Annotated in this window: 14 protein-coding genes; 9 read left to right on the top strand and 5 right to left on the bottom strand. The window is 46.5% G+C overall.

Translation table 11 applies throughout. The annotated features are described in order from the left end of the window. Positions 1-23: 23 nt before the first annotated feature. Both ACE3K2_RS26870 and ACE3K2_RS26865 read left to right on the top strand, forming a co-directional pair. Positions 24-1,991 carry a PTS fructose transporter subunit IIABC gene (locus ACE3K2_RS26870; protein WP_421897333.1) on the top strand — a complete coding sequence of 656 codons (1,968 nt, stop codon included), beginning with the start codon at positions 24-26 and terminating at the stop codon, positions 1,989-1,991. 203 nt (positions 1,992-2,194) lie between these two features. Beyond that, positions 2,195-2,983 (top strand): class I SAM-dependent methyltransferase, encoded by a 789-nt coding sequence (locus ACE3K2_RS26865; protein ID WP_421897331.1) that lies wholly within the window; start codon positions 2,195-2,197, stop codon positions 2,981-2,983. A gap of 89 nt (positions 2,984-3,072) precedes the next feature. Here the strand turns inward: ACE3K2_RS26865 and ACE3K2_RS26860 are convergent, their stop codons facing one another. From ACE3K2_RS26860 to ACE3K2_RS26850, 3 genes are all read right to left on the bottom strand, one after another. After that, positions 3,073-4,212 (bottom strand): zinc-dependent alcohol dehydrogenase, encoded by a 1,140-nt coding sequence (locus ACE3K2_RS26860; protein WP_421897328.1) that lies wholly within the window; start codon positions 4,210-4,212, stop codon positions 3,073-3,075. Between the two features lie 78 nt (positions 4,213-4,290). Then, a complete protein-coding gene (locus ACE3K2_RS26855; protein ID WP_091032333.1) occupies positions 4,291-5,454 on the bottom strand; it encodes an oxalate decarboxylase family bicupin in 1,164 nt (387 codons plus the stop codon). A gap of 174 nt (positions 5,455-5,628) precedes the next feature. Further along, on the bottom strand, positions 5,629-6,249 hold the full coding sequence (locus tag ACE3K2_RS26850) for a GntR family transcriptional regulator (RefSeq protein ID WP_421897324.1): 621 nt from the start codon (positions 6,247-6,249) through the stop codon (positions 5,629-5,631). Between the two features lie 201 nt (positions 6,250-6,450). Here ACE3K2_RS26850 and garR point away from each other — a divergent pair, with 201 nt between their 5' ends. The 3 genes from garR (at position 6,451) to ACE3K2_RS26835 (ending at position 10,277) form a co-directional block, all read left to right on the top strand. After that, entirely contained in the window at positions 6,451-7,347 is an 897-nt protein-coding gene (gene garR / locus ACE3K2_RS26845) for a 2-hydroxy-3-oxopropionate reductase (protein ID WP_421897322.1), read from the top strand. Between the two features lie 54 nt (positions 7,348-7,401). After that, positions 7,402-8,826: a four-carbon acid sugar kinase family protein gene (locus ACE3K2_RS26840; RefSeq protein WP_421897320.1), complete on the top strand. Its 1,425-nt coding sequence runs from the start codon at positions 7,402-7,404 to the stop codon at positions 8,824-8,826. A gap of 92 nt (positions 8,827-8,918) precedes the next feature. Continuing rightward, on the top strand, positions 8,919-10,277 hold the full coding sequence (locus tag ACE3K2_RS26835; protein WP_315936514.1) for a GntP family permease: 1,359 nt from the start codon (positions 8,919-8,921) through the stop codon (positions 10,275-10,277). Between the two features lie 134 nt (positions 10,278-10,411). Here the strand turns inward: ACE3K2_RS26835 and ACE3K2_RS26830 are convergent, their stop codons facing one another. Continuing rightward, positions 10,412-11,290, bottom strand: a complete 879-nt coding sequence (locus ACE3K2_RS26830; protein WP_421897316.1) for an SDR family NAD(P)-dependent oxidoreductase — start codon at positions 11,288-11,290, stop codon at positions 10,412-10,414. Positions 11,291-11,458: 168 nt separating this feature from the next. Between ACE3K2_RS26830 and ACE3K2_RS26825 the strand changes: the two genes are divergently transcribed. After that, entirely contained in the window at positions 11,459-11,896 is a 438-nt protein-coding gene (locus ACE3K2_RS26825; RefSeq protein ID WP_421897313.1) for a MerR family transcriptional regulator, read from the top strand. Positions 11,897-11,968: 72 nt separating this feature from the next. Here the strand turns inward: ACE3K2_RS26825 and ACE3K2_RS26820 are convergent, their stop codons facing one another. Beyond that, positions 11,969-12,904: an AraC family transcriptional regulator gene (locus ACE3K2_RS26820; protein ID WP_421897310.1), complete on the bottom strand. Its 936-nt coding sequence runs from the start codon at positions 12,902-12,904 to the stop codon at positions 11,969-11,971. Between the two features lie 175 nt (positions 12,905-13,079). Here ACE3K2_RS26820 and ACE3K2_RS26815 point away from each other — a divergent pair, with 175 nt between their 5' ends. Genes ACE3K2_RS26815 through ACE3K2_RS26805 form a run of 3 tightly spaced genes read left to right on the top strand, consistent with a single transcriptional unit; the run spans position 13,080 to position 15,063 of the window. After that, positions 13,080-13,340 carry an Atu4866 domain-containing protein gene (locus ACE3K2_RS26815; RefSeq protein WP_421897307.1) on the top strand — a complete coding sequence of 87 codons (261 nt, stop codon included), beginning with the start codon at positions 13,080-13,082 and terminating at the stop codon, positions 13,338-13,340. Continuing rightward, on the top strand, positions 13,337-14,101 hold the full coding sequence (locus ACE3K2_RS26810) for an SDR family oxidoreductase (RefSeq protein WP_421897304.1): 765 nt from the start codon (positions 13,337-13,339) through the stop codon (positions 14,099-14,101). The genes ACE3K2_RS26815 and ACE3K2_RS26810 overlap by 4 nt, the downstream gene beginning before the upstream one ends. 59 nt (positions 14,102-14,160) lie before the next feature. After that, on the top strand, positions 14,161-15,063 hold the full coding sequence (locus tag ACE3K2_RS26805; RefSeq protein ID WP_091017588.1) for a LysR family transcriptional regulator: 903 nt from the start codon (positions 14,161-14,163) through the stop codon (positions 15,061-15,063). Positions 15,064-15,191: the final 128 nt, after the last annotated feature.

The following is a 15,191-nucleotide window of genomic DNA, read 5'->3' as shown; positions in this document are numbered from 1 at the left end:
TGAACTTAAGGGAGTGTACCGAGATGAGAATAACAGACTTGATGATCCAGGAAACGATGATCATGGACCTGCAAGCCACAACCAAAGATGAGGCTATTGATGAACTCATTGCAAGCCTGAGCCGAAGCGGACGTATTAATGATCCGGTCCTGTTCAAGGAAATGATCTATAAAAGAGAAGCTGAATCCAGCACGGGTATCGGTGGCGGAATTGCTATGCCACATGCCAAGACAACAGCAGTGAATGAACCAACGGTTGTATTTGCCAAGAGTAGAAAAGGGCTTGATTTTGAAGCGCTGGATGATCAGCCAGCTCATGTGTTCTTTATGATTGCAGCTCCAGAAGGAGCAGGTAATACCCATCTGCGTACCCTTGCCGCTCTTTCCAGGCTGTTGATTGATAGCGATTTCATCTCACAGTTGATGAGTACAGACACACCTGCGGAAGTTAGTGCATTGTTTGATGCCAAACAGGCAGAAGCAGCTGAGAAGGAAGCAGCCAAAGAAAAAGCAAAAGCTGAAAAAGAAGCAAATGCCGCATCCGCTTCTACTACTGGTCAGCAACAGAGTACTTCTGGTGTGATTGTAGGTAATGCCAATTCGGAGGATTTTGTTGTTGCGGTTACAGCCTGTCCAACAGGGATAGCTCATACGTTTATGGCTGAAGATGCACTTAAAAAGAAAGCTCAGGAAATGGGCATCAATATTCGTGTAGAGACGAACGGTTCCGAAGGAGCACAGAATGTTTTGACGGCTGATGAGATTGCCCGCGCCAAAGGGGTTATCGTTGCCGCAGACAAGAATGTAGAGATGGCACGTTTCGATGGCAAACCGGTATTGCAAAGACCGGTGAGTGATGGAATACGCAAACCCGAAGAGCTGATTCGCAAGGCCGTTAACGGCGATGCACCGATCTATCGCAGCCAAGGCGGAAATGCCAAGGAAGATGGTGCAAGCGAGGGCAAGATCAGTGTAGGTAGCAAAATCTATAAAGATCTGATGAATGGTATCTCGCATATGCTGCCATTTGTTGTAGGTGGCGGTATCCTGCTTGCAATCTCCTTCTTGTTTGAGCAGATTGCTAGTCCTGAAAATCCGATTGTACAGCTGCTTCAAACGATTGGTGGCGGAACAGGTGCATTCCACTTCCTGATTCCGGTACTTGCCGGATTTATCGCGATGAGTATTGGTGATCGCCCAGCCCTGATGCCTGGTATGGTCGGTGGATTGATGGCAGTTAACTCAAACGCCGGTTTCCTTGGTGGTTTGGCAGCCGGTTTCCTGGCGGGTTATGTCGTTATTGGTCTTCGTAAGTTGTTCAAAGGATTGCCAAAAGCAATTGATGGCTTGAAACCAATCTTGCTGTACCCGGTATTCGGCTTGCTGATCGTGGGTGCAATCAGTTTCTACGTCTTTGATCCAATCTTTGGTTCCCTGAACACATGGCTTGTAGATGCACTTGGTAATCTGGGTACAGGTAATGCGGTATTGCTGGGCTTGCTGCTTGGCGGTATGATGTCCATTGATATGGGTGGACCGTTCAACAAAGCGGCTTACACGTTCGCTATCGGCGTATTCACATCCAGTGGTAACACAGACGGTGCATGGATGGCAGCGGTAATGGCAGGCGGTATGGTGCCTCCTCTGGCGATTGCACTTGCAACAACATTCTTCAAATCCAAATTTACAGAGCAAGAACGCAAATCAGGCCTGACTAACTATGTACTTGGATTCTCTTTCATTACAGAAGGTGCAATTCCATTTGCTGCGGCTGATCCATTGCGTGTATTAACTTCTTGTATTCTGGGTTCCGCTGTTGCTGGCGGATTGACACAACTGTGGCACATTAATGTACCAGCTCCGCATGGCGGGATTTTTGTTGCAGCACTGGCGAACCACGCATTATTGTTCCTGCTCGCTGTTGCGATTGGTTCCGTGATTTCCGGTCTGATTCTGGGACTGTGGAAGAAGTCACTAACGCTTGTGAAGTAACAAATACAAGTAACATCTCCTGGGTGAAATTCACTCGGGGGATGTTTTTTTATTTCAGCTTTTTCGTCGCGTAGTGGAAAGTGGCCTCCGGATTTGTGTAAAATGCTTATTTAGCTTTTACATTTATGTGTGGTAAAATAAATAATATAATTATATTTTGAAACTATGTTTTGTCTGATGAAACTCATGCAGGAGGAATTAGAATGTCTGATGTAATCAAAAGTCAGGTGCAAAAGCAGTTTGCTGAAAATGCAGGAAAATACGTGACGAGTGCGGGGCATGCCAAAGGTGAGGATCTCGCATTGCTTGTGGCGTCATCTCAAGCCACTCCGGATATGAACGTGCTGGATATTGCCACTGGTGGAGGGCATGTTGCGAATGCACTGGCTCCACTTGTTCAGCGGGTGACAGCCCTCGATCTAACGGAAGAAATGCTTCAGGCAGCTGAAACATTTATCCAGGGGAATGGACACGATAATGTAGATTTTGTAGTAGGGGATGCAGAGAAGCTGCCATTCGACGATGATTCCTTTGACATTGTAACTTGCCGAATCGCTGCTCACCATTTTCCGGACGTTTCTTTGTTTGTTCATGAGGCATTAAGAGTGATGAAGCCCGGTGGAAGGTTGTTATTTATTGACAACGTGGCACCTGAACGTGATGAGAATGACCAGTTTTACAATGAAGTGGAGAAGTGCCGGGATGCAAGCCATGTTCGAGCGTGGCGTAAGACGGAATGGATTCATATGCTGGAGTATGCGGGCTTCCGAATGGAAACGATGATTTCCTTCCAGAAGCGTTTTAAATTTGAAGAATGGTGTAACCGTGCAGCACTGCCGGAACGGGAGAGAGGGGAACTTGAAGCAAGCATGTTGAGTGCACCGTCCATCATCCGAAAATTTTTTAATTTTGAAGTGACAACAAATGGGAAGCTCGACAGCTTCCAAGGAGAAAGTGTGTATATCCAAGCGATTAAACCTACTCATGTCTGATTAGGTGTCGATAAAATAAAACAAGCAGAGTACCTTGAACAGGTAGATCTGCTTGTTTTATTTTGCATATTTATATTCAAAGCGACAGTTCAGGGTTTTAGTATAACTTTGGTACATTCGTCTTCGTGATCGTTGAAAATGCGATATGCATCGCTTGCATTTTCCAGAGAAATCCGATGGGAGATGATCTCGGTTGGATCAAATTCACCAGCCGTGATTTTGCGAAACAATTCAGGCATGTAATGTATAACAGGAGCTTGTCCCATTTTAAGGTTGATATTGCGTTCAAACAGATTGCCTAATGGGAACATGTTGTAGGAAGAGCCATATACACCCGTAAGTTGGAGTGTGCCGAATTTGCGGATCGCTTTCATGCCTATTTCAATCGCACTCAGTGAACCGCCATGAAGTTTCAGCTTCTGCCCGATTTCTTCCAGCATGTTCTTTTTACCATCCATACCTACACAGTCGATAACAATGTCCGTCCCGCCTTGTGTAATCTCACGAATGTGCTCACCCATATCATCGTAATCTTCGAAATTAAAGATCTCTGCGTCATTCAAACGTTTGGCTTTCTCCAGTCGATAGGGCAGGCGATCCACAGCAATAACACGTTTGGCACCTTTCATCCAGGCGAACTTCTGCGTCATCAGCCCAATGGGGCCACTTCCGAGTACAGTGACTGTATCTCCCGGTTTAACCCCGGCGTTCTCTACACTCCAGTAAGCGGTTGGAAGAACATCGGACAGGAACAATAAAGCTTCATCCTCCAGTTCACAGGATTCCGGAATCACAAACGGAGTGAAGTTCCCGTAGGGAACACGCAATAATTCTGCCTGACCTCCGGGGTGATTTCCGTAGCGTTCGGTGAACCCAAAATAACCACCTGTATGAATATCCGGATTTCCATTGGAATGATCACACTGGCTCTCCATGTCATGATTACAATAGAAGCATTCACCACAAGCGATGTTAAAAGGCAGGACCACTCGGTCCCCCTTCTTCACACGTGTCACTTCCGGACCTACTTCTTCTACAATGCCCATCGGTTCATGACCGATAACGTAATCTTTGGCAGCAGGCAGAGCTCCCTGATAAATATGCAAATCGGATCCACATATGGCTGTGGAAGTAATACGAACGATAATATCATCCTTCTGTTGCAGTACAGGATCTTCAACCTCTTTGACTTGAATGTCCTTTATTCCCTGAAACGTAACGGCTCTCATCTTCATATTCCTCCTTGTATAGTGGGATTCTCTGACAATTACCCTTTTTTAGCACAAATGATAGAGGTGAATACTAAATTAAACGACAGGCCATTTCACTTTACGCAAGGCATCGAGCAACTCAGGCGGTGCATTCAGATTGTCACGGACCAGATCCCGAGGGGTTAACGCCATCCACTGATTCAGCGATACATCTTCGAACCGATCACTTCGGAATATTTCCAAAAACCATAAAGTGTCTGTGCCGGTATTCTGTATATAGTGTCCCATTGCTACGGGAACATATCCGACATCTCCAGCCCGATAATCAAATGTGCGAGCAATGCCATTGCCTCCAAAGACGGTCATTCTTCCTTGGCCTGTTAGATAGTATTGCCATTCATCTGCATTGGGATGCCAGTGCAGTTCACGCATGGCGCCAGGTCGGATCTCAACGAGGGCGGCTGCAACGGTAGTTGAGATGGGGAAGTTGGTGGAATCGACAATCCGTACACTTCCGCCAGGTGTAATGAGCGGTTCTTGGGCCAGCAATCGGTGTTTGAATGTAAGAGGAACGGTACCGTATGGGGATTGAACTTCCTGGCTCTCGATGGAACCCGGGACAGTATCCTGGAAAATATAAACCTGTTCCTTCGGCATGGACTGAAAAGCAGATTCGGGTACGCCGAAATTGACAGACAATACCTCTGGTGGTGTATGAGCAAACCAGTCGGATATGGATAACGTATTCAGATCGGAGAAGGACCCGTCATCAAACACAAGCAGAAATTCACAACCATCTTCCAGTCCTTGAATGGAATGGGGCAGACCTTTTGGGAAAAACCAGAGATCGCCAGGCCCAACATCGGCAATAAAATTACGTCCGTTCTGATCTACCGAGGTGATTCTAGCCGTTCCCCAGATCATATAGGCCCATTCGGATTGCTGATGCCAATGCAACTCCCGTACACCTCCGGGTGTCAAACTCATGTTCACACCAGCGAGTGTAGTGGCAATAGGGAGATCCCGTACGGTGATCTCACGTGACCAACCCCCATGGTTCAATTGCATATGGGTATCGGAAAAAGACATTCTCAGATTGGGCAATAACCCGTTATCGGTTGCTGGAGGTACCAGCATATCGGGGTTCTGTCTATCTCTCATCACATCTCTGGGTCCCAGATCAGGTCCACCGGCGCCATCACTGCGAATGGGTTGCGGGATAAGCATTGGTTTCTCATTTGGTTGTTGTCCTTTGGTCATTAAGTAATCCCTCCAGATTCAGTAACATGTTACACGCGATATTGTATCGTTATGTTTACACCTATGAATCAGGGCCTGGATAATATGAAGGACAAACGACAAAAAAAAGGCGTGACCGTATGCGGTCACGTCTTTATACGTAATTTGAGATAGTCAAACAATCCATAAATCCGGTTATCGAATCAGATGAAGGCAGAATTCCAGATCGGATTGTAGGTGCTCTTTCATCAGCCGTTCGGCCGTCTGGCCGTCATGTGCCTTGATCGCTTCGCAAATCTGATGATGCTCTTCAATGAGGAAGGGGCGCTGATAATATACAACCGTCTGACGGAATAGATAAATGACAGATTGCATTTTATCGAACAAATCAATCATCAATGCGTTATTACTCGCGCGCATGATGATTTCGTGAAACTCTTTATTGGCTTCCATAATCTCTTCTTTGCTTCCGGTATGTCCCACGTGCACGCAATGCTCAAGAGTCGTCACTTCCTGTGCAGATAAGAAGGCAGCAGCGCATTGTGCCGCATGTCCCTCCAGTAACTTCCGCAATTCAAACGTATTTCTCAGATCCGTCTCGGTTAGCTTGACGACCCGCTTGTTCACGACTAATCCTTCCTGTTCCAGGCGGCGGATGGATTCACGGATCGGGGTTCGGCTTACATTCAGATCGGTCGCCAGCTTCTCTTCCACAAGTTTGGTTCCGGGGGGAAGGGTGCCTTGCAAAATCATGTCCCGCAGCACTTCATAGGCCTGCTGATAGGCTGGGCGGGACTTGTCCGTACTTGGTTGCATTGTATTTCACCTCTACCTTTACTTTAGCGAAAATGAGGGCAATAAACAACCAGATAAAAAACCGAATTTTAATTTTCGGATACATAAATAATAAAATTGTATACAAAAATTAAAATGTTGTGTACAATAACGAATGTGAACAGCGATGACAGCGATTACAAATAGTGAAAAGCGAAGAATTTAGGCTGGAGGGATTGCAAGATGAAGAAACGAATTGGATTTATTGGACTCGGTATTATGGGACGTCCTATGTCATTGAACCTGATCCGGGCGGGATATGATGTAAGCGTATACGATATTAATCAGACCGCTGTGATGTCATTGGCTGATGCGGGAGCGCGAGGAGCAACGTCTCCAAAAGAGGTAGCTGAACATAGTGATGTCATCTTCACAATGCTGCCCAACTCAGAGCATGTTCGCAGCGTGATCACAAGTGAACAAGGTGTGCTGGCAGGGGCTAATAAGGGAAGTATCATTATCGATATGAGCTCCATCTCACCGGTCGTTTCCAAAGAGCTGGCTCAGCTTGTATCCCAATCCGGATTATATATGTTGGATGCACCAGTAAGTGGAGGAGAGCCCAAAGCAATAGACGGTACACTCGCCATCATGGTGGGTGGTAATGAAATGATTTTTGAATCTGTGAAAGAAGTTCTGCAAGTGGTCGGACAGGATGTAACACGAGTGGGGGATAATGGTTCCGGTGCAACCGCCAAGCTGGCGAATCAGATTATCGTGAACCTGAATATTGCCGCCATGTCCGAAGCGCTTGTATTTGCAGCGAAGGCTGGTATCGATGTGGAGAAGATGTATCAGGCGATCCGCAGTGGGCTCGCCGGAAGTGCGGTACTGGATGCAAAAGTACCACTCATTCTGGATCGTAACTTTGTCGCTGGGGGACGGATTGATATTAACCTCAAAGACATGACCAACGTGATGGAAACGGCGCATGATATCGGAGTTCCTTTACCGCTCAGCAGTCAGTTGCTGGAGATCTTCCATGCGCTGAAGATTGATGGGAAAGCCGCAGATGACCATGGCGGAATTGTACAGTATTTTGAGAAACTCGCAGGTGTAGAAGTGAGTCGAACCCAATAAAGAATTTAAAAAAGAAAAATAATTTTAATAGATATAGATATGAGGTGGAGAGACATGACCTATCAAACGTTATCGGATATCCCCGCAGCTCTTCGGACGGACAACTCTTCTGAAGGATTGAGAGGACAGATTAAACAGTTGCAGGATGCGAGGGCTCGCAAAATTATCGTGTTGGATGATGACCCAACCGGTGTACAGACGGTTCATGATATTGATGTGTTGACACAGTGGGACAAGCCGCTGTTGCGGGAGGCGTTTCGATCCGCCGAATCGTTATTCTATATTTTGACCAATACACGAGGGCTGGATGCAACTACAGCGGAACGTATTAATCGGGAGATTGCCCGCAATGTGCAAGAGGTTGCGGCAGAGGAAGGAACGGGTTTCACCTTTGTGAGTCGTAGTGACTCCATGCTGCGTGGGTATTACCCACTGGAGACGGATGTACTGGCCGAAGAAGTGGCCCGGGTCAGCGGACACGCATATGACGGTCAACTGATCATTCCGGCATTCTTTGAGGCAGGACGGGTTACGATCGGCAACACGCATTATATGGTCGAAGGTGAACAGTTGATTCCAGTTCATGAGACGGAATTTGCCAAGGATAAAGTATTCGGATATGAGCATGGTGACCTGCCATCATGGGTCGAGGAGAAGACTTCAGGCCGTATTCAGGCTAATCGTTGCCTTACCATTTCATTGGAGGAGATTCAACAAGGTACCGAGGTGGTCAAAGCAATTTTGCTGAAAGCCGAAGGCAATGTACCGATTATTGTGAATGCGCTCTCTTATGCAGACATGGATGTACTTTCTCTGGCTTTGCTGCAAGCGGAGGATGAGGGAAAAGCTTTTATTTTCCGGACGGCGGCCTCCTTTGTCAAATCATATGCGGGCATCTCGGATCAGGCATTTCTGCCTAAAGAACAGCTGATCGCAAGTGGTCAGGAACAACATGGCGGTATTGTTGTTGTCGGTTCCTATGTACAGAAGACGACACGTCAACTGGAACAACTGCTTACCTTTCCGGGCATCATAAGTCTAGAGATCGATGTGGAGCGTGTATTAACTTCGGATGGATATACCGAGGAGATTCGACGTGTAATTGGGGAAGCGAACAGGCAGCTTGCGGAGGGGAACAATGTTGTTGTATACAGCAGCCGTAAGCTCATCACAGTGGAAGGACATGAGGGCAATTTCAAGATCAGTCAGACGGTATCGTCAGCTTTGGTTGAGATTGTGCAATCCCTTGAAGTCGTGCCAAAGTTCATTATTGCCAAAGGTGGCATTACATCCAGTGATGTGGCAACAAAAGGTCTGGCCATACGCAAAGCAAGGGTGCTTGGTCAGGTGGCTGCGGGTATTCCGGTATGGTTGACAGGGGAAGAAGCCAAATTTAATGGTATCCCATATATCGTATTTCCGGGAAATGTTGGCGGGGAAAAAGCCCTTCTGGAAACGGTTGAAAAGATCGAAGCTTAAGCTTATTACGAAGGCACGTAGTGTTCAGGTCGTTTGGGCCAGAGTAATACCGCGTGCTGACACAACATAACAACTTGGGGGAGGCTATTCGGATGTATTCCGTATTCGGTCTTAGTCATGATGCAAGTCTGCTGCTCTACGCACTGATATCTATTCTTGGTTTGATTTTGTTGATTGCCAAATTTAAAATGAATCCGTTTGTTGCCCTGATTGTGGGCGCTGTCTTTATGGGATTGATCTCGGGTATGCCGTTCACAGATATCGTGAAGTCTTATCAGGAAGGTGTTGCAAGCGTTCTCGGATTTATCGCGATTGTTCTGGGACTTGGAACGATGCTTGGTAAACTTATGGCCGAGTCTGGTGGTGCCGAACGAATAGCCCAGACACTCGTACGTGTCTTCGGGGAGAAGAACGTACACTGGGCGATGATGGTTGTTGCGCTGATCTGTGGTATTCCGGTATTTATCCAGGTCGGGATCGTGCTGCTCTTCCCGCTGGTGTTTGTTATTGCCAAACATACAGGGACATCACTCATCAAAATCGGACTCTCACTTGTTGCGGGTCTTGCTGTGGTGCATAGTCTGATTCCACCTCACCCGGCGGCAATGCTTGCTGTAGGAATCTTCAATGCGGATATCGGTAAAACGATCTTCCTGGCGCTGATTGTATCTCTTCCAGCCGCAGCCATTGCAGGTCCGCTCTATGGAACATGGATTTCCAAGCGAATCAAAGTTGAGACCTCAAGTGAGCTGATGGAACAGTTCACCGAGACCAAAGATCGGGAATTGCCTGGTTTCGGTATCACGCTCTTTACGATTTTGCTTCCGGTCATCCTGATGTTGCTGGCAACGATTGTAGATCTGATGCTGCCAGAGACGAACGCGTTCCGTCAGGTCGTTGATTTCATCGGTAGTCCAATTATTGCACTGCTGCTGGCTTTGCTCTTTGCCTTCTATTCCTTTGGCTATGCACGTGGTTTCAGCAAACAGCAGATATTGAAATATACAAATGATTGCCTCGGTCCAGTGGCTTCCATCATCTTGTTGATTGGTGCGGGGGGTGGATTCAACCGCATCCTGACAGCCAGTGGTGTAGGTGATGCGATCGCAGGCTTTGCCCAAAGTGCGCATCTGTCGCCACTCGTGCTAGCCTTTGTCATTGCTGGCTTGATTCGTGCAGCGGTGGGTTCAGCTACGGTGGCGATGACAACGGCGGCAGGTATTGTGGCTCCAATCGCCATGACGATGCCCGGTGTAAGCCCTGAATTGCTCGTACTTGCAACGGGAGCGGGTTCGATTATTTTGTCCCATGTGAATGATTCGGGGTTCTGGATTGTCAAAGAGTATCTGAATCTGTCTGTGCCGCAGACACTCAAGACATGGACGGTCATGGAGACGATTCTCGGATTTGCCGCCTTTGGCATGGTCTTATTATTGAGTGTATTTATCTAACCGGACAAACTTCATATGGTTTTGCGACAATGAAAAGATACTCATAATACCCATAAAACTCATAATGCGATAAACCTAGAAACACGCCACTTTGGCGTGTTTTTGTTATATTTGGTACCCACGATCTATCATGGTTATGATGGGGTGGATGCGGGTTTTCCAGACTGCATTTTAGGAAAACGCTGCTCATAAATCTCGTGTACTCGATGGAGAACGGCAGGACCCTGCTCTGTGAAACGAAGCGCTGCCGCTTTATTTTTCACCAGAAATGTACCGGATTCATGTCTGGTGGGTGATAGAGCCGCACTGTAGAGCAATGAAGCGCCATGACTTGGATGTGGAAAGAACCATTTCATAATGGGTTTGATATAGAAGGGGAGGCCGGATGTTTTGTTGCCTCGTAACGTATTATTTCCACCGGGATCTACGCTAAGCAGTTGTATACCTTCCACATTGGCAGATTTGGCAACCTCGCGTGTCCATAGAGATAAGCCGAGCTTGGAAATGGCATAGGGACCAAACAGCTTTTTGAATTCAGTCGGACGCTCCAGAATGTTCAGATCAAATTGTTTAACCATTTTGAATGCGGTGGTGGAAGTATTAATGACTGTTTTCATCTGTCCTTTGAGCAATAGTTCAACCAATTCCATATAGATGATATAAGGGACTACCGTCTGAAGTTCGAAGTGCAGTTCATGCCCCTGGTCAGAGAAACGAAGTTCGGAAGCACTGCCCCCGGCATTGTTAAACAAGACATCAATCGAATCGGTATCGGATTTGATCTGATCCAGTGCAGTTCTCAGACTGTCGTAGTTGGTCAGATTAGCCTGAACCCAACGGAGCTCTCCTGTACGTAAGGCGTTCTGAATATCGGTATCCTCGGATGGGAAAGCCGAACGGTTGAGACCGATTACCTTCCAGCCTTCGGCCAGTAACTTTCGTGTCAGTTCAAGACCTATTCCTGACGTTGAGCCTGTGATGAGAGCGGTGCGAAGCTGATGTTGTGTATTCATATATACCTCCAGAAGAATGGGATTACAGAATGAATCTGTATGCTGCGCTTATTCTATAACTTGGAGTCGACTCCAAGTCAAGGGGTGTTGGGCTGGAACGAATGATGCTTGACTTGGAGTCAGCTCCAAGTTGTAATATGGAGAGAAATGAATGTGGAGGAGGCCCATATGATGAGTGATAATGACGTGTTCTCCATTAAAGAAACGTCAGAACAGGCCGGATTATCGGAAGATACCATTCGTTATTATGAGAAGATTGGACTGCTTCCCCAAGCGAAACGAAAGGCCAATCGCCATCGGGTATATCGCCCGGAGGATATCCATACGATGAAATTGATCACTTGCCTGAAAAAAACAGGAATGTCTCTTGAGGAAATGAAGCCTTATTTACAGATGTCCATGGATTCCGATCTCGCTGATTTCCCGGAGGAACGGGAGATGCTGGTGAATTACCGGAAGAAAGTTGAAGCACAGATCGCTTCGCTACAGCAAGTCGTTGATTTTATCGATGAGAAGTTGGAGAAACGAAGTATGTATCCTGATGAATGTCCTATTACCGGGGAGAATCAGTTGACTGTTTTTGAAAAAAAGAGTGTATTCTCCTAAAAGTACGTTTGATCATATTGAATGTGAAGACCCAGGTCATAATGACCTGGGTCTCTGTGTTTAATTATCATATCAGCATTCGATATCCAGTGTATGTCGGAGGCGTTTGATATCGCTTTTTGGAGGAAGACCATACATCCTGGCATACTCCCGGCTGAACTGGGAGGGGCTCTCATAGCCTACGTGGAACGCAGCATCAGCAGCGTCGGTTGAGCCTGTAAGCAATATTCGCCGAGCTTCCTGCAAACGAATCTGTTTCTGGAATTGCAGTGGACTCATGGCAGTAATGGCTTTGAAGTGATGATGCAAAGAGGAAGAACTCATGTTAACCCTGGAAGCAAGTTCTTCGATCCGAAGTGGTTTGGCGTATTCCGATTGAATGACTTCAATTACTTCAGCGATGTGCTGTGCATGGCTGTTCTGGACCGCAAACTGCATAATGGATGGCCCGTGTTCATCTTGAATAATGCGATACAGAATCTCGCGAATGAATAGTGGGGCCAGAACGGGAATGTCCTCAGGTGTGTCCAGCAATCTAACCAATCGGAATACGGCTTCAAGAAGTGGGAGTTTGGCTGAGCTCACAAACAATCCCCGGCTTGTTGGATGGTCAGGTTTGGGTGATGCAGTAGGTGTATCCCGGATGAGATCGAAGATCTGCCCTGGATCAAAATCCAGTCTCATACATAAATAGGGGTGTTCAACGGTAGCTTGGACAACCTGCCCTGAAATAGGCAAGTTTATGGAGGCTACCAAGTATTGTGTCAGGTCGTAGGTATAGCTTTCCTGTCCGAGTATAACTAACTTGGAGCCTTGGGCGACAATACAGAGGGCGGGTTGATGAACGTAATAGATGGGTTGTGAGATCTTGGAGGCGCGGATTAAGGCAAGTGAAGGAATTGCTGTTGAATGAATTCCGTCAGTAGGGGTGAAACGTTTGATTAGATCAGCCAACTTTTGCTGTTGCTCGGTAACTCCATGATCTATATTTGCTAGATTTAACTTCATGATTTGCAGCCCTCCTGTATAAAGATCTTGATATTATTTTAGAATTTCCCGGAGTAATAGGCAAGAAATCAATGGGATCCTTCTATCGTGCAGCTGCTAATCCCCTTCATAATGATGATAGCAAGAAAATCTTTTGAGGCATGGAAGGCAGGTTGGAGTAGTGGGGAATGATCGTGTGGTAAGCAAACAAGATCAAAATCATCCGTATGTGGGAATGTGGGTCACGAAGGATGGGTACATCCGGCACCAGCTTCTCCCAAATGGTAGATATGATGAAGCAAGAGGTGATCGACAACACGCATATCAGGGTTCCTATGTTGTCAAGGGCAATCATATCGATTATGTCGATGACACGGGTTTTACAGCTGATGGAGATTTTAAGAAAGGCGTATTGTTTCATGGCGGCATGATATTTTATCGGGAAAATGTGCAATGACAAAGAATAAGGAGATGGTTATGTTGTTGAATGTTAAAGGAAAAGTGGTTGTTATTACCGGTGCAAGTAGTGGAATAGGAGAGGCAACATCTCGTTTACTGGCACAGCATGGTGCGCATGTGGTTATTGGTGCCAGACGTGTGGAGCGCTTGGAGGAATTGGCTTCTTCCATTCGTTTGCAAGGCGGTTCGGTTGAATATCAACCGCTTGATGTGACTCGATTGGAGCAGATGCAGGCGATTGTAGAACAGGCATATACTCGTTACGGGCGTATTGACGTTATTATTAACAATGCTGGTGTTATGCCGTTATCCCCCATTGAAGCACTAAAGATTGATGAATGGAATCACATGATTGATGTCAACATTCGTGGGGTGTTGCATGGTATTGCTGCTGGACTTCCCCTTATGAAACAGCAAGGTTCCGGCCAATTCATCAATATCGCCTCCATCGGTGCCTATGCTGTATCTCCAACAGCTGCGGTGTACTGTGCAACGAAATATGCAGTTCGTGCCATTTCGGAGGGGCTTCGTCAGGAAGTCGGTGGTGATATCCGCGTGACGCTCGTTTCTCCTGGAGTGACCGAATCGGAACTGGCGGATACGATCACCGATGAAGGCGCGAAAGATTTGATGAGAGAATATCGGAGTATCTCCATTCCTGCCTCAGCGATTGCCCAGAGTATCCTATACGCCATCAATCAGCCGGCCGGTGTGGACGTAAATGAGATTGTAGTGAGACCTACAGCGAGTATGGCTTAAGGTTGGATCCTCTTTTGGTATATAATAGGTTCAATTGATACGAAAAGAGGAATAGTGCAGTGACATTACAACAACTAAAATATGTGATCGAAGTTGCCACGCGCGGTTCCATGAATGAAGCAGCCAAAAGGTTATTTATATCTCAGCCGAGCCTCTCAAATGCCATTAGGGATCTGGAGCAGGAGCTACGCATTACCATTTTTGAACGTACCAATAAGGGGATATCTCTGTCCAAAGAAGGCGTTGAGTTTCTAAGTTATGCACGTCAGGTGGTAGAACAAGCTGAACTGCTGGAGAATCGGTATCTGAACGCCAAGCCATCCCCGCAGCATTTCTCTGTATCCACGCAGCATTATGCGTTTGCGGTGAATGCTTTTGTTCGTCTGGTACAGCAGTATGGTCAGGATGAATATGAGTTGGCGCTTCGGGAGACAAAAACCTACGAGATTATTCAGGATGTGAAAAGCCTGCGTAGTGAAATTGGCATCCTGTATTTGAATGAATTCAATGCCAAAGTAATTAACAAATTGTTAAAAGATGCAGGCTTGGTCTTCACGAGTTTGTTCACAGCCAAACCCCACATCTTTATCAGTGTGAAGAACCCGCTGGCGAAGCAGGAGTCGGTTGCGATTGAGCAACTGCAAGATTATCCGTACCTGTCATTTGACCAGGGAGAGTACAATTCCTTTCATTTTTCCGAAGAGATCCTGAGTACGTTATCTCACCCCAAAAGCATACAGGTCAATGACCGCGCAACATTGTTTAACCTGTTAATTGGTTTGAATGGTTATACGATCTCTACAGGTGTACTTAGCGCTGATCTGAACGGAAACGAGATTATTCCTGTACCCCTGGAATGTGAGGAAACTATTAATGTGGGCTGGATAAGCCACAAGAGTACTTCTCTCTCCAATCTGGGCGTGGAATATGTCCAGGCTCTGCATGAGGCTATAGGGTCTTAGTGGTGTTAAATGCTTCATCAAAAGGCCGTTTCCGTATCATCGGAAACGGTTTTTTTGTTCTGCTACGATCACTCAAGTATAGGGTGGTATGTTGTTATCCCGTGTAATAGAATGAAGGTATATGTCGA

Source organism: Paenibacillus sp., assembly GCF_048976745.1.
GTDB lineage: Bacteria > Bacillota > Bacilli > Paenibacillales > Paenibacillaceae > Paenibacillus.
This window is presented reverse-complemented; position numbering and strand designations above follow the sequence as displayed.

Coding starts and splice junctions, on each gene's coding strand:
- ACE3K2_RS26840 (WP_421897320.1), top strand. CDS start 7,402: ATGACCTATCAAACGTTATCGGATATCCCCGCAGCTCTTCGGACGGAC.
- ACE3K2_RS26830 (WP_421897316.1), bottom strand. CDS start 11,290: ATGAATACACAACATCAGCTTCGCACCGCTCTCATCACAGGCTCAACG.
- garR (WP_421897322.1), top strand. CDS start 6,451: ATGAAGAAACGAATTGGATTTATTGGACTCGGTATTATGGGACGTCCT.
- ACE3K2_RS26810 (WP_421897304.1), top strand. CDS start 13,337: ATGACAAAGAATAAGGAGATGGTTATGTTGTTGAATGTTAAAGGAAAA.
- ACE3K2_RS26860 (WP_421897328.1), bottom strand. CDS start 4,212: ATGAGAGCCGTTACGTTTCAGGGAATAAAGGACATTCAAGTCAAAGAG.
- ACE3K2_RS26835 (WP_315936514.1), top strand. CDS start 8,919: ATGTATTCCGTATTCGGTCTTAGTCATGATGCAAGTCTGCTGCTCTAC.
- ACE3K2_RS26865 (WP_421897331.1), top strand. CDS start 2,195: ATGTCTGATGTAATCAAAAGTCAGGTGCAAAAGCAGTTTGCTGAAAAT.
- ACE3K2_RS26870 (WP_421897333.1), top strand. CDS start 24: ATGAGAATAACAGACTTGATGATCCAGGAAACGATGATCATGGACCTG.
- ACE3K2_RS26855 (WP_091032333.1), bottom strand. CDS start 5,454: ATGACCAAAGGACAACAACCAAATGAGAAACCAATGCTTATCCCGCAA.
- ACE3K2_RS26825 (WP_421897313.1), top strand. CDS start 11,459: ATGATGAGTGATAATGACGTGTTCTCCATTAAAGAAACGTCAGAACAG.
- ACE3K2_RS26820 (WP_421897310.1), bottom strand. CDS start 12,904: ATGAAGTTAAATCTAGCAAATATAGATCATGGAGTTACCGAGCAACAG.
- ACE3K2_RS26850 (WP_421897324.1), bottom strand. CDS start 6,249: ATGCAACCAAGTACGGACAAGTCCCGCCCAGCCTATCAGCAGGCCTAT.